This window comes from Solibacillus sp. FSL H8-0538 (genome assembly GCF_038003525.1).
In the GTDB taxonomy this organism is placed as follows: Bacteria; Bacillota; Bacilli; order Bacillales_A; family Planococcaceae; genus JBBOPI01.
Genome location: NZ_JBBOPI010000001.1, coordinates 3,484,057 through 3,508,182, shown reverse-complemented (window position 1 = coordinate 3,508,182; position 24,126 = coordinate 3,484,057). Strand labels below are relative to the sequence as shown.

Below are 24,126 nucleotides of genomic sequence, written 5' to 3'. Positions count from 1 at the left end.
TAAGAACGAATCGCTTTCTTAAGCAAATTATAAAGGACATCATCTTGTCCTATTTTGGTACGAGAGGTGTCTTTATAAATAAAAAATGGGTATTCTATGTTACGATGGAAATACAAACCTTTGTTTAAGGGAGGCAAATTAGTGAGTAATTTAAAAGACATTGAAACATTGATTGAAAAAGGAATTTTAGTTGGCGTCAATTTACAAAAAAATAGTCATTTTGAATATTCAATGGAAGAGCTAGCGAATTTAGCGGAAGCATTAAATGTAGAAGTTGTTGGCACGGTGACGCAAAATTTAGAGCGTGTGACACCTTCACATTATGTGGGAACTGGGAAAATTGAAGAAATAAAGGCATTCTTTGATGAGGTAGATGCCAATATTGTTATTTTCAATGACGAACTCTCTCCATCACAAATTCGTAACTTGGAGCGTGATCTAGAATGTAAAGTAATCGATCGTACGATGCTCATACTAGATATTTTTGGCCGCCGTGCAAAAACGCGCGAAGCACAAATGCAGGTAGAACTTGCACAGCTACAGTATATGCTCCCGCGTTTAGTGGGACTTCATGCATCCCTATCTCGCCAAGGTGGTGGTACAGGAGGCGGCTTCAAAAACCGTGGTGCTGGTGAAACGAAGCTCGAACTGGATCGTCGTAAAATCGAGGACCAAATTGCAAAAATTAAAAAGGATTTAGAAGTGGTAAAGGATCAGCGTGAAACACAACGTAAGCAACGCCGTAAAAATGCAATGCCTGTCGTATCCATTGTTGGCTATACGAATGCCGGGAAATCGACAATCATGAACCAACTGCTACGAAAAATCGGGCAGGAGGACAACAAGCAAGTATTTGAAAAGGACATGCTGTTCGCGACACTTGAAACATCTGTTCGTAATATCGAATTACCGGATAATAAATCTTTCTTATTAACAGATACAGTTGGTTTTGTTAGTAAGCTACCTCACCATCTAGTGAAGGCATTCCGTTCGACGCTGGAAGAAGCGCGTGAAGCAGATCTGCTCTTACATGTAGTAGACGTTTCGAATGAGGAGTATCGTTTTATGATGGACGTCACAAATGATACGCTAAAGGCGGTAGGTGTTGAAGATATTCCTACTATATATGTGTACAATAAATCCGATTTAGCGGGTGTGGAGTATCCGTTAGTGAGCGGAGATAATATATGGATTTCTGCGAAGCAACCAGTGGGGCTTGACGAGCTATTGTTAATGATTCGGAAGCAAATCTTCTCAGATTATGTGAAGTGTGACATGCTCATTCCGTATGATCAAGGTGGAGTCGTTTCGTATTTAAATACAAATGCGACGATTTTTAATACTAGTTATGAGGAAAAAGGTACACTATTATCTGTTGAGGTAAAGGAATCTGATTTTAATAAATATGAGCATTTTGTAGTGAAATAAATAAAGGAAGGTCGACAATTTAATCAGTCGACCTTCCTTTATTTATTTATAAAATTTCTTCAATGTTTAGTTTAGGATCAGTAGGCTTAAAGCATTTTACAACTTGACTCTTCTTCGCCAAAAAAATTTCGTAAAGTGCCAACGAATATTGCACCCGATTTAATAGTTTGGGTAATACCGGTGTACAAGTGTTGCCCGTATTAACTCCACCATATTTTTATTGTTAATATCACGCGGATTCATATCATGCTTCAAGTAGTTGAATAAGGTATGTGTTTTATCGCCATTTACTTCTATCTAAAGAAAAAAAGGGGGAAATGTTGCGTGGTAGTTAATTTTACAAAATGATTGTGTTTTAAAACCATCTTCCGGATTTTGTTTACCGAATTGATTACAAGGCAAAGCTAGTACTACTAAACCTTTATCGGCATATTTTTCTTGTATTTTTTTGGGTCTTTACCAAAACATGTTTTTTACTTTAAAAGAAAGTGTACTACTTTATAGGCACATGGAACGGAAACGACCGCCTGGAGTGGAATGTGCTGTCAAGTTCAGATTTTGGTGTAGAACCTTTTTTTTATTTATATTATATGTATAAGTACACCGATTAGTTGCAATAACAATTAGAACTGTCATGTGGCGTTATGTATCCGTTGATATTATTGCGCCAGTTGGTTTGCGGAGTAGATAATTATAAATACTCAAAGTAATCGCCTTTTTTCTTTTGCCAATAAGTATTATTGTTGGAAAAATTATATGAATAAAGTAATTTATCGTAACGGACAACAAAACCAAATTAATTTAAACTGTTATGCAATAGAATCCACCAAATGTCATTGCTAGTGTTTACAACGAATAAAATGCATAATTAACGGAAAATGTAGAATAAAGAGAATTTTATAACATTAATAATCACTATTGCAAATTACACTTGAATACTTTAATGTATTGAAGTGTAGTTTTCTGATAATTGAATTAAGAATAATCAATTATCGGAATATAGTAATTAATTGGAAAGAGGGTATTACAATGTATACAAAAGAAGAAATTGTAAAGTCGGTCCCTCAAACAGGATTCGTTGGACAACCAAAAGGATTATTTCCTCTATTCTTCACTGAATTCTGGGAGCGCTTTTCATATTATGGTATGCGTGCCATCCTTATCTTCTACATGTACTATGCAGTAAAAGATGGTGGGTTAGGATTAGATCGTTCACAAGCGAATATAATCATGTCGATTTATGGTTCGTTAATTTATATGTCAGGAATTATTGGCGGTTGGATTGCTGACCGTATTATAGGTACTCAAAAGTCTGTATTCTACGGTGGTATTTTAATTATGATCGGGCATATTGCGCTTGCACTTCCTGGTGGCGCAATGTCTCTATATGCATCAATGTTCTTCATTATTATTGGTACAGGTTTATTAAAACCGAACGTATCAGCGGTCGTTGGGGATTTATATGCAGATAATGACCCTCGTCGTGACTCTGGTTTCTCTATTTTTTACATGGGTATCAACATGGGTGCATTCTTGTCACCTCTTCTTGTGGGTTGGACTGAACAAAAATGGGGCTTCCACGCTGGATTTGCAGTATCAGCAGTTGGTATGTTCATTGGTTTAGTCGTATTCGTGTTATCTAAGAAAAATCTTGGTTTAGCTGGTTCTCAACCAACTAACCCAATGAACGAACAAGAAAAGAAAAAAGCAGCAATCAACTTCTCAATCGGTGGTGCTGTAGTCTTAGTCTTAGGCATTATCGCTTACACTACTGGTAATGCAAGTATTGAGAACTTCTCGTTATTAATTACAACTTTAGGTGTATTAATTCCTACCGTATTTATGATTTACATGTACCGTAGTCCTAAAACTACGGAAGTTGAAAAATCCCGTTTATTAGCATACGTTCCACTATTCATTAGTGCCGTTATGTTCTGGGCAATCGCAGAGCAATCTGCAACAACCCTTGCAACATTTGTTGATACTCGTACGGATTTAACTCTTGGAAACTTTGAAATTCCACCGTCATGGTTCCAATCGTTAAACCCATTATTCATCATCGCATTAGCCCCATTATTTGCGCTACTTTGGACAAAATGGGGTGAGCGTGGTCCATCTACGCCGAAAAAATTCGCCTTCGCATTAATCTTTGCAGGAGCTTCATTCATCATAATGATGATTCCTTCATTAATTACTGATGGTGAAACTTTAGTTAGTCCATTATGGGTTGTATTTTCATTCTTCCTAGTAGTACTTGGGGAGCTATTACTTTCTCCAGTTGGCTTATCTGCAACAACAAAATTAGCTCCTGCGGCATTCGCTGGACAAACAATGGCTTTATGGTTCTTAGCAAGTTCAGCTGCATCTGCAATCAATGCACAGTTAGTACGTATTTACGAAGTTATTTCTGAAACAGCGTATTTCGGTGTACTTGGTGCGTTATCTGTGCTGCTAGGTATTGTTATCCTATTTTTAACGCCGAAAATTTCAAAAGCAATGCGTGGAATAAAATAAGTTTATTTAGAGCCTGGTTTGTAGAGAATATCTACGAACTGGGTTTTATTTTGCTATGGAAATTCCTAAATTTTGCATTGGGGATAATGTTCAAATAAGTACATGCAACTTCTAGGAGAAAGCGCCAGCCCCTCGAGGTCGCGGTCTGTCCTCTGGCGAAGGCAAAGAGCGCGCCTTCACTTCGGACTCGGAAGCAGCTTGTCAGGGCTAAGTGGGCGCTTTAGCACTTTTGCTTGTGGATAAGAAAAATAATTTAATGACAAGCAATTACAAAATTTGTTTATGGTATATAATGTCATTAAGTAGACGGAAGGATGCGATTAAAATGAAAAGTATATTAAGTGAACTAGCTCCAAAAATATTATCTATATTTAAGCATTTACATGAACATCCTGAAGTAAGTTGGCTGGAAGTATATACCACCAATTACATATCCCGATTGCTACAGCAAGAAGGTTTTGAACCGAAGCGCTTTAAGCAATGTACAGGTGTATATGTGGATATTGGACACGGTAGTCCGGTCGTCGGGTTACGTGCAGATATGGATGCGCTGTGGCAGGAGGTAGATGGTGTTTGGCAAGCAAATCACTCATGTGGGCATGATGGTCATATGACGATGGCCATTGGTTCACTGTTATTATTGAAGCAATTACCGCAAATAGTAGATGGCACGATTCGAGTTATTTTTCAGCCTGCGGAGGAAAAAGGCGGAGGTGCATTGAAACTATTAGAAGAGGGCGTAATTGATCCGCTATCCTATTTATTTAGCGTACATGTACGTCCCATTCAAGAACTTAACGACGGGGATTATAGTCCAGCACTGTATCACGGTGCGGCAAAAACATTTATCGGAGAAATTGTTGGTGAGGATGCACATGCTGCACGTCCACATTTAGGTCAAAACGCCATTGAGATTGGAGCAGCAATTGTACAATCTCTTACAACAATTCACCATGATCCGATGATTCCTGCGTCGTTTAAGCTGACGCGTTTTCAGGCAGGTGGTGAAGCCTCGAATATTATTCCAGGCCGTGCCGAGTTCACCATTGATGTGCGAGCGCAGTGCAATGAAGTAATGGATATGATTGAACAGCAAATAATTCATCATATTGAAGTCATTGGGCGGCTCCACGGCGTTAAAGTTCATGTTACTGAGGTGTCGAGTATTGTGGCAGCAGAAGTAGATGAGCATGCACAGGAAATACTGAGTCAAGCGATAATTGATGTAGTAGGAGAGGAGCACTTACAGCCAGCTATTCATACGCCAGGAGGAGAAGACTTTCATTATTATGCCGTCAAGCGACCGCGATTGAAGGCGACAATGCTTGGGCTTGGCTGCGGACTGTCACCAGGACTACATCACCCTAATATGACATTTAATGAGCAGCGATTAATTACAGGCATAGAAATTTTAACAAGAACTGTACTATCCGCTTTGCAGCACGCTAAAAATGAGGAGGTAGAACATTATGTTAGAATCAGTAATAGTGAAAGAGTTAAATTCAATTGAGCAAATAGAAGAGGCAAGACACCTTGAGCACACAATTTGGGACGTAGATAGTATTCCAGTGCATCAAACGGTATCTGCTATCCGTAATGGCGGTTTAGTGCTGGGTGCTTATTTGGATGGGGAGCTAATCGGTTTTAATTATAGTTGCCCCGGCTATATGGACGGCGAGACGTATTTATATTCACATATGCTAGGAATTAAGCGGGAATTCCGTGAACTTGGTGTTGGTGAGTTGTTAAAAATTTATCAAAAGGATATCGCTACGACACGTGGCTACCGCAAATGTAAGTGGACGTTTGATCCGCTTGAGGCGCGTAATGGTTATTTGAACTTTACGAAGCTCCGTGCGTATGCCAATATGTATATTTCAGATTGCTACGGCGAGATGCAAGACCCATTTAACCGCTCGTTACCAACAGACCGTTTAGTCGTTGAATGGCAGCTCGTAGATAATGACTACTTGCGCTGGGATGCGAAGGTGGAGGAGCTACTCGAGGGTGCAGAACAACTCGTATCTTGGTCACTAAGTGCAGTAGGCTTACCAATGCTTGATAAGGACAATGAATTTGCACCATCAATTTCTTATTACCGTGATGCATATTTGTTACCAATTCCGCAATATTTCCAAAAGATTAAAATCGAGAGTCCACCGTTAGCTGAAGACTGGCGCTATAAAACACGTTCTATTTTTCAGGCAATGTTTGATCAGGGTTTTACGATTGTTCATTTAACGCCCCATAACGAGCATGTGAATCAGTATTTATTCGTGAAACGCTCTCTATTTGCTCTTTAAATAAAGGAGCCTATTTATGAAGTTAACTGAAGTCAAACTATATACGATGGAAATGCGAATGAAAACGGCATTCACCACGAGCTTTGGTACAATGCAAGACAAAACATTTCTTTTAATAGAAGCAAAGGATGAATCCGGGGTCGTTGGATGGGGAGAAGGGGTTGCTTTTGATACGCCCTGGTATACGGAGGAAACGGTCAAAACATCGCTGCACATGCTACAGGATTTTCTTGTCCCTATGCTGATAGGTAGGGAACTGGGGCATCCAGATGAGGTAACCGGGTTATTCCAATCGATTCGTCGCAATAATATGGCCAAGTCAGCCATTGAAGGTGCAGTATGGGATATATATGCGCAACTTACAAAGCAGTCGCTCGCTCAAGCAGTTGGAGGGACACGAGAAAAAATTGAAGTTGGCATTAGCATAGGCATTCAACCGACTGTAGGAGAACTACTTCAAGTGATTGCGCAATTTTTAAACGAAGGCTATAGACGCATAAAAGTGAAGATTAAGCCAGGCTGGGACGTACATGTTATTCGTCAAATCCGTGCCCGCTTCCCAGACATCCCGCTTATGGCTGATGCCAATTCTGCTTATACAATAGAAGATATAGCTTTATTAAAGCAGTTAGACGAATTTAATTTAATGATGATTGAGCAGCCGCTTGCTCATGATGATATTGTGGATCACGCTATTTTACAAAAGCAGTTGAAGACACCAATCTGCTTAGATGAAAGTATTACGTCCTTTGATGATGCTCGCAAAGCAGTGAAGCTTGGTAGCTGTGGCATCATTAACATTAAAATTGGACGTGTCGGGGGCATTACAGAAGCAAAACGCATTCATGATTACTGTGAGGCGCATGGCATCCCTGTTTGGTGTGGTGGCATGCTTGAAGCAGGCATTGGACGAGCCCATAATATTGCATTAACGTCACTGATGAATTTTGTTATGCCTGGAGATACTGCAGCATCGAGCCGCTACTGGTATGAGGATGTGATTGTACCAGAAGTGACTGTGGATGCCGGCTATATTTATGTGCCGAAAGAAATTGGCATAGGTTACGATGTGAATCGCGATATCATTAACCGTTATGCTAAAAATGTAGTAGTTATAAAATAGAGAAGAGAAAGAGCTACGCTAAAAGTGAGAATTCACACTTTTAGCGTAGCTCTTTTCTAATGGATAAGAAAGTATAACTTCCCATCCACATAAGTAAGGACATCAACTCGCCCTATTTTGGGCGAGTTGTGTCTTGCAAATGTCTAGGCATTCGCGCCGCACGCTCTAGGTTGCGGTCTGCCCTCGGGCGAAAGTGGTGGAGTTTTTACTTTCGCTTCGGGCTCGCAAGCAGCTTGCCCGCGTGCAAACGGGGGCGAATGCGCTTTTCTGATGTATTATCAGTTGGAAGCGAAAAAATTATAACAATTTTAAAGTAGAAGCAAGAATTAATAAAAATATATAAATTATAGGTAATTTTTAGCTAGAAAATGTGTCTTATTTTCTGATAAGTGGATTTTTGCATACAAAAAAATTCCTATTAATGATTATCAATGTCATTTGTAATTTGATTTCGGAATTTTCGATGTTATAATTAATTTCGCAAACAATGATAATCATTTTCATTGAGAATACTATCAAAAAAATAAATCTATTGGGGATTATTATGAAACTAAGATATCTTTTAATAGCAATGATTGTACTATCCTTTATTTCATTATTTATCGGAGCGAAAGACATTACACTGCTAGATTTATTGGATTTTCAATCAGAGGAAACAGAAATATTTTTAATCAGTCGGTTACCTCGACTAGCTGCCATTATTTTGGCTGGTGTCGGTATGAGTATTGCTGGTTTAATAATGCAAAGTTTGAGTAGAAACAAGTTTGTTTCTCCAACGACTGCAGGGACACTAGATGCAGCTAAACTTGGTATTTTAATAGCAATGATTTTTACGAGTGCTACCTATACGCAAAAGATCTTCTTTAGTTTTACATTTGCGTTACTAGGAACACTATTATTTATGCACATTTTAAATCGGATTAAGTTTAAAGATGCGATTTTTATTCCGTTAGTCGGAATTATGTTTGGGAATATCCTATCTTCCATTACGACGTTTTTTGCGTATAAGGCCGATATTTTACAAAACGTTTCAGCCTTTATGATGGGAAGCTTTACCTTGATTTTAAAGGGCAACTACGAGCTCCTATATTTGAGTGTTCCGATATTAATTATTACATACTTCTATGCTAATCGCTTTACTGTTGCCGGAATGGGTGAAGATTTTGCGAAAAACCTCGGCGTGAAATATAAGTATGTGTTGAATTTAGGACTCATTTTAGTTGCGCTTATTTCAACAACGGTTATTTTAACAGTCGGAGTCATTCCGTTTTTAGGACTTATTGTACCAAATCTTGTGTCGATTTATAACGGGGATAATTTATCAAAAACATTACCACATACGGCAGTATTAGGGGCATTGTTCCTTCTTGCATGTGATATTTTTGGACGGTTAGTTATTTATCCGTATGAAATACCGATTAATTTAACTGTTGGCGTCATTGGCGGCGTACTCTTCTTAATTATGCTATTTAGGGGGAGAGCATATGCGAAATAATAATGTTAAGTTTATAGTTCTAATCATTTTAAGTATTATTTGTATTGGAATATACGGACTGTATGATATTAAGGGAAGCTTTGATTATGCGTTCCCACGTCGTATGATACGTGTATTAGCGATGATCATTACGGGTGTGGCAATTGCATATGCAACGGTCGTTTTCCAGACGATTACACATAATCGTATTTTAACGCCTTCTATTATGGGGCTTGATTCCATGTATATGGTTGTTCAAACGTGTATTTATTTCTTCTTCGGCTCCACATCCATATTAATTATGAATAAATATTTAAACTTTACGATTTCAATCGTGGCAATGGTAATTTTTGCACTTCTTTTATATCGCTTCCTATTCCGTGCAGATAAGCATCCGATTTATTTCTTGTTATTAGTAGGGATGATTTTAGGGACGGTACTTGGTAGTGTTACGTCGTTCATGCAAGTAATCATTGATCCAAATGAATATTTAAGCCTGCAAAACAAAATGTTTGCGAGTTTTAATAATGTTAATGGTGATTTAGTATGGGTAGCGGCTGTAATATTACTTGTCGCGTTTATTTACGGCTTTACGATGATGAATAAGCTAGATGTAATGTCACTAGGACGTGAACATGCGATGAATTTAGGTGTGAATTACGATCGCATTGTCATGAATGTGTTAATTTTATCATCCGTATTAATTGCAACGTCCACAGCACTTGTTGGACCAATAATATTCTTCGGATTAATTGTTGCGAACCTTTCGTACCAGTTCTTTGCGACGTACAAGCATACAACGCTTATTTTTGGCGCAAGTTTAATTAGTATTATCGCACTTGTCGGTGGTCAGTTTGTAGTAGAACATTTATTTGAATTTAGTACAACTCTAAGCGTCATTATTAACTTTATTGGCGGTGTGTACTTTATTTACTTATTACTGAAGGAAAGTAGGGCGACAGGATGATTCAAGTAAAAGGATTAAGCAAATTCTTTGGTAAGAAAGCTGTTGTTGAAGATGTATCGGTCACAATTGAAACAGGCAAAATTACATCGTTTATCGGTCCGAATGGCGCCGGTAAATCAACATTATTATCAATGGTTAGTCGGTTGCTTTCTGCAGATTCAGGAGAAGTGCTATTAGATAAAAACGATGTACGTAGCTGGAAGTCCGAGGAGTTTGCCAAGCGCGTATCGATTTTAAAACAATCGAACTTTATGAACGTTCGTTTAACAGTGCGCGAGTTAGTCTCATTTGGACGTTTCCCCTATTCAAAGGGACGTTTAAATGCTGAAGATATCGAACTTGTAAACCAAGCACTGAATTATATGAACTTAGAGGATATGCAAGATCAATTTTTAGATGAGTTATCAGGTGGTCAACGTCAGCGAGCATTTATTGCCATGGTAATAGCGCAAGATACAGATTATGTATTGCTGGATGAGCCATTAAACAACCTAGATATGAAGCATTCTGTACAAATTATGAAGATTTTACGCAAACTTGTTGATGAGTTAGGTAAAACAGTAGTCATTGTTTTACATGATATTAACTTTGCTTCTGTGTATTCAGATCGCATAGTAGCGCTAAAAGATGGTCGTGTTGTAAAAGATGGACCAACAAATGACATTATTAATTCAGACGCACTAAAAGAAATATACGATATGAATATCCCGGTTCAAGAGCAAGATGGTTGTCGTATTTGTGTATATTTTAACTCACACTCATAATAGATAATTGAGAATAAAATAGTTACCTAACAGTAAGAGGTAGTATCTTTTGGTAGAATTTACAACTTTTAAATGTATAAATAGAATAATTGAAACTTGTATAAGCTAATATTTATACAGGTTTTTCTTGTTTAAAAAGAAAAATTCGGATAATTAAGGGAGAAATTCCAAGAGTAGTTGACAATGAGAATCAACCTAGATATAATGAGAATTGTTCAAATGATAATGAGAATCATTTAGGATGCTAAATAACAAATATAAATATTCATAATAAAGATAGGGGAGTTTTTACAGATGAGAAATTGGAAATTACTTACGGTCATTTTATCAATGTTAGTACTTATGTTGGCTGCTTGTGGTTCAGATAACGAAGCAAAAACAGAAGTAGAGAATGAAACTGCTGAAACATCAGGAGCAGAGCAAACAACAACAGAAGAAGCTCCAGCTTTCCCGATGACAGTAAAATCAACTGTTGAAGGTTATGAAGATGTAACGTTTGAAAAAATGCCAGAAAAAATTGTAGTATTTGATTACGGCTTCTTAGATACATTAACTGCACTTGGTGTGGATGTAACAGCAGTAGCGAAAGGGAACTTCCCAGACTTTTTAAGCCAATACAATGATGATAAATATTTAAACGCTGGTGGATTAAAAGAGCCATTATTTGAAGATATCGCAGCAATGGAGCCAGATGTAATCTTCATCTCAGGTCGTCAAGGTGACGCGTATGAGCAATTAAGTGAGATTGCCCCAACTGTATTCGTTGGTACTTCAAGCGAGGATTACATGAACACATTCAAAGCTTCTGTACAAATCGCTGCAGATCTTTTCGGTAAGCAAGCGGAAGCCGACGCTAAATTAGCAGAAATTGATGCTGCAATTGCTGAAGTGAAAGAAGTAGCAACAGCTGATGGTGGTAAAGCATTAGTGTCTCTTTACAATGAAACAATTTCAGCTTACGGTCCTGGTGAAGGTTCTCGTTTCGGATTCGTACACAGCGTATATGGTTTTGCTGCTGCAGATGAAACGTTAGAAAACTCTACACACGGTGCACAAATTAGCTATGAGCAAATTCTTGAAATTAACCCTGATATTCTTTTCGTAGTAGACCGTTTGGCAGCTACAGGTGAAGAATCAAACGTAAAAGAAGCAATTGAAAATGAATTAGTAAATAAAACAACTGCTGCACAAAACGGCAAAATTGTTTACCTAAACGGTGCTTTATGGTATCTAGCAGGTGGCGGTTTAACTTCTGAACTTGAAAAAGTAGAAGAAATTAAAGCGGCATTCCAATAATCACTACCTAAATAACAAGCTGTCCTTTCTAGGGCAGCTTTTCTAATTATTATGGAAATGATAAAATTTCGCCTTATGGGAGGATATTATGTTCGTACAAATTCGTAAATGGATAGTAACAGAGGGCAACTCGGATAAAATTGTAACACGCTTTGCGAAAAAAACAGATGGGCCAACACTTATTGAAAAACAACCTGGCTTTATTGGGCGCGAGCTTCTTGTGAAAAAAGTGCGTCGCGGTGATGAAGAAGTAGTCATGATTGTTCGTTGGGAATCTCAAGAAGCATGGAAAAACTGGGAGAAGAGCCCGGAGCATATTGCAGGCCACAAAGCGCGACTAAAAGAAGGAAAGCCTGAACAACCAGAATTTATTATTGCAATGGAACATGGTAATTATATTGTTATAGAATAACTATGTGGGGCTGACTCAAAAGTGGTAACGCTACTTTTAAGTCAGTGCCTTTTTTAATTGAACTTGGAAATAACGTATTTTCCTCTGCATATGGTAAAATGTCAGTAATTATTTAGAAAGAGAGGCGATGTAAATGAAGAATTGGGCGTATCCGTTAGCCGCTGTAACATTCGTAGTATTCCTATTGTTAGCAATAAACTATGAAAAATTGTTTACGGTCGAATTTGATACTACCATGTCATCGCTACTAGGTGGCAATGAGCTACTTATTTTGTTCCACTATATAGGGGATACGATTTTTGTTGTGTGTGTCGCGCTAATCACCATGCTTGTATTATGGATACGTGGGCGCAATTACCGCGGGATGTTATTTGTGTTACTAACAGTCGCTGCGGGAAATCTATTAAATCAACTGTTAAAAGCTATTTTTGAGCGTCCACGTCCAGAAATTGTGGAGCAGCTAACGTCTTATAGTTTCCCGTCAGGTCACTCGATGACAGGGGTACTCTATTTATTAGCACTGGCATATTTAGTATCGGAGGTATTAATAGTCCGTAAGCAAATTATAGGGGTTTGGGTTGTGGCAGTAACGTTAGCCTGTCTGATTGGTCTGTCCCGCATTGCAGAAAGCAGACATTTTGCAACAGATGTACTAGCTGGTTGGAGCATGGGGTATACATGGTTTGTCGTTTGTGTCATTTGGTATGAATATAGTAAAAGACGAACTGCTAAAAATAAGCGCTTAAGAAATTAGGCGCTTTAATTTTGAACTAAAAGTTGGTTTGTCACACAAAATATTTATTAGGCTAAAAATGTTTCCTGAATGAAACTTTTGCGGTATAATCAAAATAATATTAAGAAACAGAGGGAAAGTGTATGGATGGAAATGTACTGTTAGCATTAGGCTTAACACTTTTTGCCGGGTTAGCGACCGGTGTAGGTAGTTTAATTGCCTTTTTCACATCAAGAACGAATACAAAGTTTTTATCAATTGCACTTGGATTTTCAGCGGGTGTAATGATTTATGTTTCACTTGTCGAGATTTTTGTGAAGGCAAAGGATGCATTAACGAATGCACTAGGTGAAACAGAAGGCTACTGGATGACGTTAGCTGGCTTTTTTGGAGGTATGTTGATAATTGCGTTAATCGATCGTTTTATCCCAAATAAAAATAATCCACATGAGGTACGCACAGTAGAGGACGTTAATGCTGTTGAGATGAAACCCGCTGTGGATGCGGATAAATTAATGAAGATGGGTACATTTACAGCGCTTGCCATTGCCATTCATAATTTCCCAGAAGGTATTGCAACGTTTATGTCAGCGATGCAGGATCCTAGTCTCGGTGTTGCGATTGCGATTGCCGTGGCTATTCACAATGTTCCAGAAGGTATTGCGGTTGCAGTACCAATTTTTTACGCGACAGGTAACCGTGTTAAGGCATTCCGTTTATCGTTATTATCAGGGTTAGCAGAGCCAGTAGGTGCTATTGTAGCATTCCTAATTTTAATGCCGTATTTAAATGATGTTATGTTTGGTGTTGTTTTTGCAGGGGTTGCCGGCATTATGGTATTTATTTCGCTAGATGAGTTGTTACCAGCTGCAAAGAAATACGACGAAACCCATTTATCAATTTACGGTTTAGTGGCAGGGATGGCCGTCATGGCGATTAGTTTAGTATTAATAGTGTAGAGCACAATAAAGGGAAGTATCCAAAGTTTTTGGATACTTCCCTTCGGTTTAGTGGTTAAGAAAGTATGACTTTCTTAACCACATAAGTAAGGACATCAACTCGCCCTATTTTGGGCGAGTTGTGTCTTTCTAACTAGGAAGTGGAATTTACGTTTTCAGAAGCGACTGTAAAGCTTTTGTTTACAAAGTGATTATTTTCAATCTCATCAATGACCGCTACCGCAAAATCCGCATAGCTAATGTAGCTATTGAACTGTGAATTTACTAGTACGCGCTCCTTACCTAAAATATAATGTCCTGTACGTGGTCCATCTGAATCGAACATGACGGAAGGGCTTAGGAAAGACCATTGAATCGAAGAATTTTGTAAGTCGTGTAAATTTTGCAACTGGTGTTTCGCTGTTTCGACGAGATGCTTTGGATATTCATCGTGCTCTAATAGGCGAATCGATTTGTTACGATCGATGAATAGACAACCGGAACTTCCGACGACAAATAACTTCTTCTCACTATTTTCTAGTAACGAGATTAAATGTTTACCTGCCTCAACGTGTAAATGCGCTTCTCCAAGTGGTGGGGAAAAGGCGTTAATTAGTACATCAAATGGCTGGATCTGCTCAGGTGTTAAGTAGAATAAATCCGTCTCAATTGTATCGACATCGAGTTTGAGGGCAGCTTTATTCATGACAATGGCTGTCACGTCATGATTACGCATTACAGCCTCACGTAAAATATGACCTCCGGCTATTCCTGAAGCTGCAATAATTCCAATCTTCATCGTCCTTTCCCCTTTCTTTTATCGGATTCTATTATTATATCCATTTTATGGGTAAAATATGCATAAAAAGGCAATAACATCTCACCTGAGATGTTATTGCCTTATTTTTAGTGGTAAAGGACATCATCTGGCCCTATTTTGGGGCGAGATGTGTCTTTCTAATCTTATAATTTATAGCGCTAGTACTTGAGCGCCTTTGTGATCCGCTGTTGTTAATACTATTTTATGAGTAGGGAACTGTGCCTTCATATTCACCACAAATTGCTCGGCACCTTCACTAGGTATGATGGAAATGAGTGTAGGTCCTGCACCGCTAAGCGCTGTACCGTATGCTCCAGCTTGCTTAGCTGCTGCATGGATTTCTACATACTGCGGAATTAGTTTAGCACGGAACGGCTCATGGAACAAATCTACTTCCATATAACAACCGATACGTTCATAATCCTTTGCAATGAGTGCGGCTGCTAGCATATTGGCATTAGCACTTGCCCGTACTGCATAAGCTCGGTCAAACTGTGCAGGAAGAACGCCGCGTGCTTCCGCCGTTTTCAACTCCACATTCGGAATGAATACAACAAATGCCGCATCAATATCATTTACTTGTATTGTGTCGACAATACCGTCTTCGCTCATTGCTGAAATCGTCAAGCCGCCTAATACAGAAGCTGTTGCATTATCTGGATGACCTTCAATTTGTGAGGAAATATTTAATTTATCTTGAATGGATAAATCAAGTTCACATAATAGGTTAGCAAGTTCAATAGCTGCTACAATTGCCGCTGCACTGCTGCCTAAACCACGTGCAAGAGGTAATTCACTTGTCATTTCAACTAGGCATGGGCGCAATTGTTTGCCAAACTGTTCAGCAACCTGTTTTGCTATTTTATAAATTAAATGGTCCTCAACTGTTGTATTAGTTGGCACATTTTCACCTACATGTACGAATTGCCATTCATCTTGAAGCGTAACAGTTAGCTTTAAATACAGTGACAAACCCAACCCGATAGAGTCAAAGCCTGGTCCTAAGTTCGCTGTGCTTCCAGGAATGGAGATTTGCCATTGATTACTCATAGTGCAAAAACACCTTCAATATATTCACGAATTGCTTGTTCATCGTTATCAAGAGACACTAAATCAACAGTTGAAACACTCATTGCTGTATCTGGATCTTTTAAGCCGTTTCCTGTAAATACAGTAACGACACGGCTACCTTTAGCAATTTTTCCTGCTTCTACTGATTTAATCACTCCTGCAAGAGAAGCTGCTGAACCAGGCTCTACGAAAATACCTTCTGTACCAGCAATTAATTTATACGCTGCTAAAATTTCATCATCTGTTACAGAGTCGATAATACCGCCAGATTCATCACGCGCTGCTTCAGCGAATTTCCAACTTGCTGGATTCCCGATACGAATTGCTGTTGCTACGGTCTCAGGGTTTGCAATTGGGGCACCTTGTACGATTGCCGCTGCACCCTCTGCTTCGAAGCCGAACATTTTTGGCAGACCAGTACCTTTAGCTTCATTATATTCTTTAAAGCCTTTCCAGTACGCTGTAATATTACCTGCGTTACCGACAGGAATACATAAATAATCAGGTGCAGCACCTAAGCTGTCTACGATTTCGAATGCCGCTGTTTTTTGGCCCTCGATACGATAAGGATTCACTGAATTTACAAGTGCAACTGGTGTTGTTTCGCTTACTTTACGTACGATTGTTAAGGCGTCGTCAAAGTTACCGTCGATTTCAATAATTTTTGCTCCGTACATACAAGCTTGTGCGAGTTTACCTAAAGCAACCTTGCCTTTTGGAATTACAACGATCGATTTAATGCCTGCACGTGTTGCGTATGCTGCAGCAGCTGCCGATGTATTACCAGTAGACGCACAGATAATTACTTTAGCGCCTTCTTCGATTGCTTTGGCTACCGCAAATACCATACCGCGGTCTTTAAAAGAACCGGTTGGGTTAGCACCTTCTATTTTCCCGTATAATTCAATGCCTAGTTTTTCAGACAGGTTTACTAAATGGATCAAAGGAGTGTTTCCTTCATTTAGTGTTAGTGCTGGTGTATTTTCATTAACTGGTAAATATTGTTTGTATTCTTCGATAAGACCTTTCCACATAACGAAATTAGCTCCTTTTGTTCTCACTAGATGAACAGTTGTTTTTATATACAAGACATTTTAACCCTCTCCTAGTGCTATTTCAATAGGTAATGAATAAATAGTCTAAACAATTGGATAAATTAATTTTTTGTTGTCACTTTTAGGGAACAAATGTGTTATAGTATTCATTGTTAAGTCAAGTGTAAAGACAGATGAAAGGTGATAGAGTAAAGATGACTAGAATTCATACAAAAGAGAAAAATATGACACAACCACTTTCTCGCAATAAGTTACTAGGCGTTGCGGGGATTGGTTGGATGTTTGATGCGATGGACGTTGGGATTCTATCGTTCGTTATTGCGGCACTCGCTGTTGATTGGGGCCTTAATTCAACTCAAATGGGCTGGATTGGTAGTATTAACTCCATAGGGATGGCAGTTGGTGCATTAGTTTTCGGTGTATTTGCAGATAAAGTAGGCCGTAAGAAAATTTTTATGTGGACGCTTGTGCTGTTCTCCGTAGCAAGTGGGTTGTCTGCATTTACAACAACATTAACAGTGTTTTTAGTGTTCCGCTTTTTTGTTGGGATGGGGCTCGGTGGGGAGTTGCCAGTAGCTTCAACGCTTGTTTCAGAAAGTGTAAAGGCAGAGGAACGCGGGCGTGTTGTCGTACTGTTAGAGAGCTTCTGGGCAGGTGGCTGGTTAATTGCAGCAATAATTTCGTATTTTGTTATACCTGCAGATTTTTGGCCAATTGAAGGTTGGCGTGTGGCACTTCTATTAACAGCATTACCCGCATTTTACGCTGTCTATATTCGTATGAAGTTGCCAGATTCACCACAGTTCACAGTAAAGGTAGAGTCACAAAAACGTTCCATCATGCAAAATATGAAGGAAGTTTGGTCAAAAAACTATTCTCGATCTACATTAATGTTATGGATTTTATGGTTTACTGTCGTATTTTCTTACTACGGTATGTTCCTTTGGCTACCAAGTGTAATGGTCGGCAAGGGCTTTAGCTTAATTTCAAGTTTTAAATATGTATTGATTATGACGCTTGCACAGTTACCGGGCTACTTTACAGCTGCTTGGTTTATTGAAAAATGGGGGCGTAAATTTGTACTTATTACTTATTTAATTGGTACAGCCGCAAGTGCGTTTGTTTTCGGGAATGCAGATACAGTGACGGCATTGCTCGTATCAGGAATGTTATTATCTTTCTTTAATCTAGGAGCATGGGGCGCCCTATATGCTTATACACCTGAGCAATATCCAGCTGTTATTCGCGGTACAGGTGCAGGAATGGCTGCATCAGTTGGACGTATCGGTGGGATTTTCGGCCCGTTATTAGTGGGGTCACTTTTAACAAAAGGCTATGACATTGGTTTCATCTTCACCATTTTCTGTATTGCCATTTTAATCGGTGTAGCAGCGGTCGCTATTTTAGGAAAAGAAACGAAACAAACAGAATTGCAATAGTTCGCTGGTTGCTTTTAGTACAAAACGGTGGTAGCTCAAGTTACATATGAGCTAGCGCCGTTTTATTCTATTTTAATAGAAAATATACATTGTTTTTAATAGCACTAATATAATATATTTAGTTTAAAATTAATAAATCTTTTATCTTTTTAAAAAGGATTACAAAATTTTGTCATTTATATACATGAAAAAGCTGCGTTCTTTACTGTATTAAAGTTTTTTCAGAAAAGTCATTGTATTCAATTTATATTCATGATAATGTATTTTTTATCATATGAAACATAGCGCTCGTAGACTGACATAACGTATACCAATTTAATAGAAAGGAAAGGGTATGAAGAATGAGTATTTGCGATAGTATTAAGAAGAAATATATTCGATTATCTAAAGGACAAAGAAAGGTCGCGCAGTTCGTTATTGATAATCCGAATGTTATTGCCTCACAAGTCGCTTCAGAAGTAGGTAGACTTGCTGGTGTTAGTGAATCGACGGTAATTCGCTTCTGCTATGCAATCGATTTATCTGGTTTTAGTGAACTACAAGAGAAAATTAGAGACTTCATCGTTCAAAATGGTGGGATGCCTGTACCTAAAAGAAAAGTTGCAGCGAAGAAGGAAAAGCGTAACCCACGGAATGATGTCATGAATCAGGATATAAGTGGTATTTCAAATACATTCCAATTAATTGATGAAAATCATTTTGAAGAAGCTGTACAACTTGTCCACCGTGCAAAAAAAATACATATTTTAGGTTTTAGACAATCGGCTCCAGCTGCTCATTGGCTATATACTAATTTATCCATGTTACGCAATCATGTTCATTTCATTCCGCATGACGCGGAAAAAATAGCGCTACAACTTGCGCTAATGGATGAGAACTCAGTACTATTTGTTATTTCATTGAATGAAGAATATGAGGATATTATTACGACGGTTGATATTGCTAAACGCAAAAATGTAAAGATTATTGCAGTAAGAGATCAGCCTCTTAGTACTGTTCAAGAGCAGGCAAATGTACTGCTTACAGTCGCATCAGTACATGATGGGGGAGCGACTTGTACCATTGCAGTGTTTTCTGTACTACATGCACTCGTAGAATGTGTTGTGCAGCAAAATAAGGACCAATATGAAACATACCGTGAGACGTATATGGATGACGTTCGTCAAGCAGATCAACTGAAGAACATTATTGCTATTAGCTAATATTTGAAATCGTAAAAGCCCCATGCTTTTACGATTTTTTTACTGTTAAGGAAATTATAAAATTTCGCCATATGGATAACATGTGAATAAGTACATGCAACGTCTAGGCGAAGGCAAAGAGCACCTCCACATCGGCTTGTCGAGGTTAAACAGGCACATTACGGCTATTGTTCGTGGTTAAGAAAAACGGTATTCCTAATGCAGGAATACCGTAAAGAAATTATATTAATTTGCCATGATAAAGCTCATCAAAGTAATCTGCCTCTATTTTTACTCCGTGGTGACGTGTACCTTCTACTAAATAGTTATGCTTTTTGAATAGTGATAATGCAGTTTCGTTATGTGACATAATGGCTGCTTCTAAACGCTCGATGCTATTTTCTTTTGCCCAAACTTCGCATTGTTCTAATAAAGCTGAGCCAATGCCATTACCTTTAAATTGTTGTTTTACAGCGATGCGAACGGTTGCTATATGCTTTGTACGCGTTGATACACTTCCTTGAATCATTGCATAGCCAGCAAACTGTCCATTGAATATACACATTAAAATTGTACAGTTTTTTTGCTTACGCCAATCCGCCATCATTTTTCTAATTTGTTGAACAGTTAATCCTTGCTCATTGGGTCCGAAATATTCGAAATTCGTTTGCTCGAAAATTTCTTCTTGTAAGTTAATGAATGCACGTGCATCATCCGTTTCTATTGAGCGGATAATAAATGTATTTTTTGTAGCACTTACATCTAGTTCATCTTCCGTACTATGATTCAAGCGTGAAAACGTGACAGAACGACTAAGCTTCACATCAATTACATTATATTCTGAATTTAACCAAGATAAGTAATGCGTTAATGGTTGCTTTGTTTTCTTCCACCAACTTAAATTTAAATACGCAGCATTTGGCAACTCCTGCCCCATAATATTTTCAATCTCGTCATATGTCAGAGTCATTTGCTTTTGCGACGCATTTTGGAAGAATTCAGCTAATGGAATATACTTTTTCTCCATTTTCTTCGTCATGTAAATCCTCATTTCTGTATGTAAAAGTAAATATGTGCAAGTATTTTGTTAAAAAAAGCATATTTCTAATAATCATTATATAATAAGTATTAACTTAAATGTTATGTTTTTTTTGATAAAATGACTGTTATTTAATATTTTTAGAGCTAAAAGCGAGTATTTTTCATTAGTATTTGTTGATGGAAAGGTAGGCGATGAGGTAATGCTAATATTCACCAATATAGAAAATTTCTATTTTTCCTCTAGGAGAGGTATGATAAAATAAACACGCATATAAGCAATTATTATAGGAGGAAAATGATGAAAAATATTTTAGTTTTCGGACATAAAAACCCAGATACAGATACAATTACATCTGCTATTGTATACGCTTATTTAAAACAACAGCTAGGTGTGAAGGCAGAAGCAGTCCGCCTTGGGGATGTAAATAATGAAACAAAGTTCGCATTAGAGAAATTCGGTTTCGAAGCACCACGCTTAATTGGTTCGGTTTTGGGAGAAGCAGAGCAAGTAATTCTTGTTGACCACAATGAATTTCAACAATCAGCGGATGGTATTGAAGAAGTGCAAATTACAGAAGTTATCGATCATCATCGTATCGCTAATTTTCAAACGTCTGACCCTCTATACTTCCGTGCAGAGCCAGTTGGATGTACTGCAACAATCTTATATAAAATCTTTAAAGAAAATTGTGTAGAAGTTCCTGCTAACATCGCGGGCTTAATGTTTTCAGCAATTGTTTCAGATACACTTCTATTCAAGTCACCAACTTGCACTCCAGCAGACGTGAAGGCAGGGGAAGAGCTAGCAGAAATTGCTGGTGTTGACGCTGCTGAATACGGTCTTGCAATGCTTAAGGCAGGTGCTGACCTTTCAGATAAATCATTAGAAGACTTACTTTCTTTAGATGCGAAAGGCTTTGACTTCGGTGTAAACAAAGCAGTTGTTGCACAAGTGAACGCAGTAGATATCGAAGACGTACTAGGTCGCCAAGCAGAGCTAGAAGCATTACTTGCGAAAAACGTTGAAGAAAACGGTTTAGATTTATTCTTCTTCGTCGTAACAGACATCTTAAACAACGACTCTACAGCAGTAGCAGTGGGTAAAGTAGCAGAGGCATCTGCGCGAAGCTTCGGCGGTGAAATCGTAAACGGTCGCATTTCATTACCAGGTGTTGTATCTCGTAAAAAACAAATTGTCCCTGTTCTTACAGACGGTTTAAAATAAATTAAAAAAGACCAATGAGTTAACGCTCATCGGTCTTTTTTAATTTTAGTGGATAAACAGCCGGTCCTTCGATAACTTGTCCGTGTTTATCATAACGTGAGCCGTGACAAGGACAGTCCCAAGTTTCGTCCCCTTTATTCCATCTCGTTTTACAGCCTAAATGCGTACAGCGCGGCGTATCCATACGCGTGACATAGCCTGCAATCAATTGCTCGCTAATGAAGCCACCTGTTGTCAGCATGAAATAAAGCTTGCGTCCAAATGCTGACCGGCTTGGTGCATATAGTTCTGCTGCCGGATGCGCTGTTCCTGTGATCGCCGCATTTAAAATTTCTCCTGCTACAAGGGAAGTAGATAATCCCCATTTACGGTAGCCTGTTGCGATATAAATTGTGTCTTCACTTTCTGTTAGTTGCCCGATATAGGGGAGGTTATCTGGCGTCATAACGTCCTGTGCGCTCCACATAAAAGAGGGTTCTGGTAAATCAAATTGACCTGTAAGCTCTGATCGGAGCGTGTCATAAAATTTATCTGTATTCGATTCAGTGCCGGCTAAATGGGCGCTACCGCCGTAAATAAAATACGGTGTTTGTCCTATTAGAGCAGTTCGCATTGTGCGGCTTTGTTCATCGATACTAATATATTGCCCGTTTAATAATTCTGTAGTTTCAGTTGCCATTAAATAAGATCGACTTACTTGGAGCTTTGCACTGTATAAGCCCTTGATCGATTCAATTGGATAATGTGTACATAATATTAGCTTATCGTAGGAAATAGTGTAGTCATTATGAGTAAGAATGATCTTATCCTGTGCATCTATAGTGATGACGCGTGTATCTGTGAATAGCTGTGCACCTTCCTTACGCGCAAGCTTCGCGAAATGAGTAGTAAACTCAGCTGGATTTATTTGCCCTTCATTTTTCATACCAAGTGCCAACTGAATAGGTAGAGCTAATTCAACTTCCTTCGTTGCGACCATAGGAATGCCGATTTTTTTATACGCTTCTGCTTCTTGCTTCAACTTTTCTTGGCCTTCTTCAGTCGTAGTATATAAATATGAAGTAGCAAGTGAAAAGGAAGGAGGGTTTGTCGTTAACGCAGCATCAATGGCCGATTTGTTTGAGCTGTAATACATTTTACCTTGTGCTTCTGTTAACTTTGAATAAATAATGTCATGCTGTGCAGTTAACTTCCCTGTTGAGTAGGCAGTAGCACCGTGAGCAATTGTTGCTTGTGCCTCCACAAGTACGACATCTACGCCGCTTTTAGCTAATAAATAGGCAGTATAAATACCGCTGAGTCCACCCCCTATAATGCAAACCTGACACCTCATGTCATTTGCTAGCGTAGGAGTTGCTAAGGCTGTAAAATTATCTAGCCATATAGAATGTCTCAAAACATCACCTTTTTTCTTTTTATTGGGCAGTATAGGAGGGAGGAGGATGCATTATTCATAAGACTTTTTAATTGTGTAAACTTTACATACGTCGTTACAATAAATAACAAGGAGTGTGAAAAATTATGAAAATCGAAGTATGGTCAGATTATGTATGTCCATTTTGCTATATTGGCAAAAGACAATTAGAAAAAGCTATACAAGACTCAGGTTACTTAGGGCAAGTAGAGGTAAAGTTTAAAAGTTATTTACTAGATCCATCAACACCTGTAGATGCTGAAGATTCTGTTTATGATTCATTAAGTAAAAAATACAATATGTCCGAGCAGGAAGTAAAAAATATGACTGCAAATGTGGCTGAGCGCGCGAAAGAAGTAGGTTTACAATACAATTTCGATGACATGAAAACAGCGAATACTACAGCTGCGCATCGATTAGTAAAGTGGGCTGAGGAGCAAGGGAAGGGTGCTGAATTGAGTGAACGTTTACTTAAAGCCTATTTCCTTGAAGGGAAGGCAATCGGACGTGCAGACGAACTAGTGGCCCTTGCCAAAGAAGTAGGTTTAGATGAGGCGCAGGCGCTCCAAGTTATTCACAGTACGGATTACAATGCCGAGGTCGAGCAAGATATTTATGAAGCACAGCAGCTTGGCGTACGCGGCGTACCGTTTTTTGTCGTGGACAATAAGTACGGGATTTCAGGTGCACAGCCTCAAGCATTATTTGAACAAACAATTGAGAAGGCTGCTCAGGAAGCAGGACTTCGCCGTAAGATTAATATGGTAGGTCAAGAAGGCGCAGCATGTGTAGATGGACAGTGTGATCTATAATTTCATCCTAAAGTCTGAGAGCAATTTGATTGATTTTTAATCGTTGCTCTTTTATTATAAGAGTATATCTCGAATTCGAGATAAATGAGTTTTGAATTAAAAGGAGATTATTATAA

22 protein-coding genes are annotated in these 24,126 nt (G+C 38.5%); 16 read left to right on the top strand and 6 right to left on the bottom strand.

What is annotated here, in order from left to right; translation table 11 throughout:
- Window positions 1-159 precede the first annotated feature (159 nt).
- Window positions 160-1,428, top strand: a complete 1,269-nt coding sequence (gene hflX, locus MHH87_RS16795; protein ID WP_445683133.1) for a GTPase HflX — start codon at window positions 160-162, stop codon at window positions 1,426-1,428.
- Between the two features lie 297 nt (window positions 1,429-1,725).
- Here hflX and MHH87_RS18975 read toward each other — a convergent pair whose 3' ends face one another.
- A complete protein-coding gene (locus tag MHH87_RS18975; protein WP_445683132.1) occupies window positions 1,726-1,872 on the bottom strand; it encodes a hypothetical protein in 147 nt (48 codons plus the stop codon).
- 585 nt (window positions 1,873-2,457) lie between these two features.
- Here MHH87_RS18975 and MHH87_RS16790 point away from each other — a divergent pair.
- The 11 genes from MHH87_RS16790 to zupT all read left to right on the top strand — a co-directional run bounded on the left by MHH87_RS16790 (window position 2,458) and on the right by zupT (window position 13,973).
- Window positions 2,458-3,942, top strand: coding sequence for a peptide MFS transporter (locus tag MHH87_RS16790; RefSeq protein ID WP_340750429.1), 1,485 nt, complete (start codon window positions 2,458-2,460; stop codon window positions 3,940-3,942).
- Window positions 3,943-4,267: 325 nt separating this feature from the next.
- On the top strand, window positions 4,268-5,452 hold the full coding sequence (locus tag MHH87_RS16785) for a M20 peptidase aminoacylase family protein (protein WP_340750427.1): 1,185 nt from the start codon (window positions 4,268-4,270) through the stop codon (window positions 5,450-5,452).
- On the top strand, window positions 5,412-6,245 hold the full coding sequence (locus tag MHH87_RS16780; protein ID WP_340750425.1) for a GNAT family N-acetyltransferase: 834 nt from the start codon (window positions 5,412-5,414) through the stop codon (window positions 6,243-6,245). The genes MHH87_RS16785 and MHH87_RS16780 overlap by 41 nt, the downstream gene beginning before the upstream one ends.
- 16 nt (window positions 6,246-6,261) lie before the next feature.
- On the top strand, window positions 6,262-7,368 hold the full coding sequence (gene menC / locus MHH87_RS16775) for an o-succinylbenzoate synthase (protein ID WP_340750423.1): 1,107 nt from the start codon (window positions 6,262-6,264) through the stop codon (window positions 7,366-7,368).
- Window positions 7,369-7,912: 544 nt separating this feature from the next.
- Window positions 7,913-8,863 (top strand): ABC transporter permease, encoded by a 951-nt coding sequence (locus tag MHH87_RS16770; protein WP_340750420.1) that lies wholly within the window; start codon window positions 7,913-7,915, stop codon window positions 8,861-8,863.
- A complete protein-coding gene (locus MHH87_RS16765) occupies window positions 8,853-9,809 on the top strand; it encodes an iron chelate uptake ABC transporter family permease subunit (RefSeq protein WP_340750418.1) in 957 nt (318 codons plus the stop codon). The genes MHH87_RS16770 and MHH87_RS16765 overlap by 11 nt, the downstream gene beginning before the upstream one ends.
- Window positions 9,806-10,573, top strand: coding sequence for an iron ABC transporter ATP-binding protein (locus tag MHH87_RS16760; protein ID WP_340750416.1), 768 nt, complete (start codon window positions 9,806-9,808; stop codon window positions 10,571-10,573). Before MHH87_RS16765 ends, MHH87_RS16760 begins: the two co-directional genes overlap by 4 nt.
- A 294-nt stretch (window positions 10,574-10,867) precedes the next feature.
- Window positions 10,868-11,869 carry a siderophore ABC transporter substrate-binding protein gene (locus MHH87_RS16755; RefSeq protein WP_340750414.1) on the top strand — a complete coding sequence of 334 codons (1,002 nt, stop codon included), beginning with the start codon at window positions 10,868-10,870 and terminating at the stop codon, window positions 11,867-11,869.
- An 88-nt stretch (window positions 11,870-11,957) separates the two neighbouring features.
- Window positions 11,958-12,281, top strand: coding sequence for an antibiotic biosynthesis monooxygenase family protein (locus tag MHH87_RS16750; protein ID WP_340750412.1), 324 nt, complete (start codon window positions 11,958-11,960; stop codon window positions 12,279-12,281).
- 133 nt (window positions 12,282-12,414) lie between these two features.
- Complete coding sequence (locus tag MHH87_RS16745) at window positions 12,415-13,035, top strand: phosphatase PAP2 family protein (RefSeq protein WP_340750410.1); 621 nt, start codon at window positions 12,415-12,417, stop codon at window positions 13,033-13,035.
- A 122-nt stretch (window positions 13,036-13,157) separates the two neighbouring features.
- Window positions 13,158-13,973, top strand: coding sequence for a zinc transporter ZupT (zupT, locus tag MHH87_RS16740; protein WP_340750407.1), 816 nt, complete (start codon window positions 13,158-13,160; stop codon window positions 13,971-13,973).
- A 133-nt stretch (window positions 13,974-14,106) separates the two neighbouring features.
- Here zupT and MHH87_RS16735 read toward each other — a convergent pair whose 3' ends face one another.
- From MHH87_RS16735 to thrC, 3 genes are all read right to left on the bottom strand, one after another.
- A complete protein-coding gene (locus MHH87_RS16735) occupies window positions 14,107-14,751 on the bottom strand; it encodes an NAD(P)-dependent oxidoreductase (protein WP_340750405.1) in 645 nt (214 codons plus the stop codon).
- A 171-nt stretch (window positions 14,752-14,922) separates the two neighbouring features.
- On the bottom strand, window positions 14,923-15,822 hold the full coding sequence (gene thrB / locus MHH87_RS16730; protein ID WP_340750403.1) for a homoserine kinase: 900 nt from the start codon (window positions 15,820-15,822) through the stop codon (window positions 14,923-14,925).
- Window positions 15,819-16,877 (bottom strand): threonine synthase, encoded by a 1,059-nt coding sequence (thrC, locus tag MHH87_RS16725; protein ID WP_340750401.1) that lies wholly within the window; start codon window positions 16,875-16,877, stop codon window positions 15,819-15,821. The genes thrB and thrC overlap by 4 nt, the downstream gene beginning before the upstream one ends.
- Before the next feature lie 215 nt (window positions 16,878-17,092).
- Here thrC and MHH87_RS16720 point away from each other — a divergent pair, with 215 nt between their 5' ends.
- Both MHH87_RS16720 and MHH87_RS16715 read left to right on the top strand, forming a co-directional pair.
- Window positions 17,093-18,337 (top strand): MFS transporter, encoded by a 1,245-nt coding sequence (locus tag MHH87_RS16720; RefSeq protein WP_340750399.1) that lies wholly within the window; start codon window positions 17,093-17,095, stop codon window positions 18,335-18,337.
- A gap of 341 nt (window positions 18,338-18,678) precedes the next feature.
- On the top strand, window positions 18,679-19,539 hold the full coding sequence (locus MHH87_RS16715) for a MurR/RpiR family transcriptional regulator (RefSeq protein WP_340750397.1): 861 nt from the start codon (window positions 18,679-18,681) through the stop codon (window positions 19,537-19,539).
- Between the two features lie 220 nt (window positions 19,540-19,759).
- Here MHH87_RS16715 and MHH87_RS16710 read toward each other — a convergent pair whose 3' ends face one another.
- Window positions 19,760-20,557, bottom strand: a complete 798-nt coding sequence (locus MHH87_RS16710; RefSeq protein ID WP_340750395.1) for a GNAT family N-acetyltransferase — start codon at window positions 20,555-20,557, stop codon at window positions 19,760-19,762.
- A 300-nt stretch (window positions 20,558-20,857) separates the two neighbouring features.
- On the opposite strand from MHH87_RS16710, the gene MHH87_RS16705 reads away from it, so the two are divergent.
- A complete protein-coding gene (locus MHH87_RS16705; RefSeq protein ID WP_340750393.1) occupies window positions 20,858-21,784 on the top strand; it encodes a manganese-dependent inorganic pyrophosphatase in 927 nt (308 codons plus the stop codon).
- A 19-nt stretch (window positions 21,785-21,803) separates the two neighbouring features.
- Here MHH87_RS16705 and MHH87_RS16700 read toward each other — a convergent pair whose 3' ends face one another.
- On the bottom strand, window positions 21,804-23,180 hold the full coding sequence (locus MHH87_RS16700; protein ID WP_340750390.1) for an FAD-dependent oxidoreductase: 1,377 nt from the start codon (window positions 23,178-23,180) through the stop codon (window positions 21,804-21,806).
- Window positions 23,181-23,305: 125 nt separating this feature from the next.
- Between MHH87_RS16700 and MHH87_RS16695 the strand changes: the two genes are divergently transcribed.
- Window positions 23,306-24,010 (top strand): DsbA family oxidoreductase, encoded by a 705-nt coding sequence (locus MHH87_RS16695; RefSeq protein WP_340750388.1) that lies wholly within the window; start codon window positions 23,306-23,308, stop codon window positions 24,008-24,010.
- Window positions 24,011-24,126: the final 116 nt, after the last annotated feature.

Coding starts and splice junctions, on each gene's coding strand:
- MHH87_RS16790 (WP_340750429.1), top strand. CDS start 2,458: ATGTATACAAAAGAAGAAATTGTAAAGTCGGTCCCTCAAACAGGATTC.
- MHH87_RS16735 (WP_340750405.1), bottom strand. CDS start 14,751: ATGAAGATTGGAATTATTGCAGCTTCAGGAATAGCCGGAGGTCATATT.
- MHH87_RS16755 (WP_340750414.1), top strand. CDS start 10,868: ATGAGAAATTGGAAATTACTTACGGTCATTTTATCAATGTTAGTACTT.
- MHH87_RS16750 (WP_340750412.1), top strand. CDS start 11,958: ATGTTCGTACAAATTCGTAAATGGATAGTAACAGAGGGCAACTCGGAT.
- MHH87_RS16705 (WP_340750393.1), top strand. CDS start 20,858: ATGAAAAATATTTTAGTTTTCGGACATAAAAACCCAGATACAGATACA.
- MHH87_RS16765 (WP_340750418.1), top strand. CDS start 8,853: ATGCGAAATAATAATGTTAAGTTTATAGTTCTAATCATTTTAAGTATT.
- MHH87_RS16745 (WP_340750410.1), top strand. CDS start 12,415: ATGAAGAATTGGGCGTATCCGTTAGCCGCTGTAACATTCGTAGTATTC.
- thrB (WP_340750403.1), bottom strand. CDS start 15,822: ATGAGTAATCAATGGCAAATCTCCATTCCTGGAAGCACAGCGAACTTA.
- MHH87_RS16720 (WP_340750399.1), top strand. CDS start 17,093: ATGACTAGAATTCATACAAAAGAGAAAAATATGACACAACCACTTTCT.
- MHH87_RS16710 (WP_340750395.1), bottom strand. CDS start 20,557: ATGACGAAGAAAATGGAGAAAAAGTATATTCCATTAGCTGAATTCTTC.
- thrC (WP_340750401.1), bottom strand. CDS start 16,877: ATGTGGAAAGGTCTTATCGAAGAATACAAACAATATTTACCAGTTAAT.
- MHH87_RS16770 (WP_340750420.1), top strand. CDS start 7,913: ATGAAACTAAGATATCTTTTAATAGCAATGATTGTACTATCCTTTATT.
- MHH87_RS16695 (WP_340750388.1), top strand. CDS start 23,306: ATGAAAATCGAAGTATGGTCAGATTATGTATGTCCATTTTGCTATATT.
- MHH87_RS16715 (WP_340750397.1), top strand. CDS start 18,679: ATGAGTATTTGCGATAGTATTAAGAAGAAATATATTCGATTATCTAAA.
- MHH87_RS16780 (WP_340750425.1), top strand. CDS start 5,412: ATGTTAGAATCAGTAATAGTGAAAGAGTTAAATTCAATTGAGCAAATA.
- menC (WP_340750423.1), top strand. CDS start 6,262: ATGAAGTTAACTGAAGTCAAACTATATACGATGGAAATGCGAATGAAA.
- zupT (WP_340750407.1), top strand. CDS start 13,158: ATGGATGGAAATGTACTGTTAGCATTAGGCTTAACACTTTTTGCCGGG.
- MHH87_RS16760 (WP_340750416.1), top strand. CDS start 9,806: ATGATTCAAGTAAAAGGATTAAGCAAATTCTTTGGTAAGAAAGCTGTT.
- MHH87_RS16785 (WP_340750427.1), top strand. CDS start 4,268: ATGAAAAGTATATTAAGTGAACTAGCTCCAAAAATATTATCTATATTT.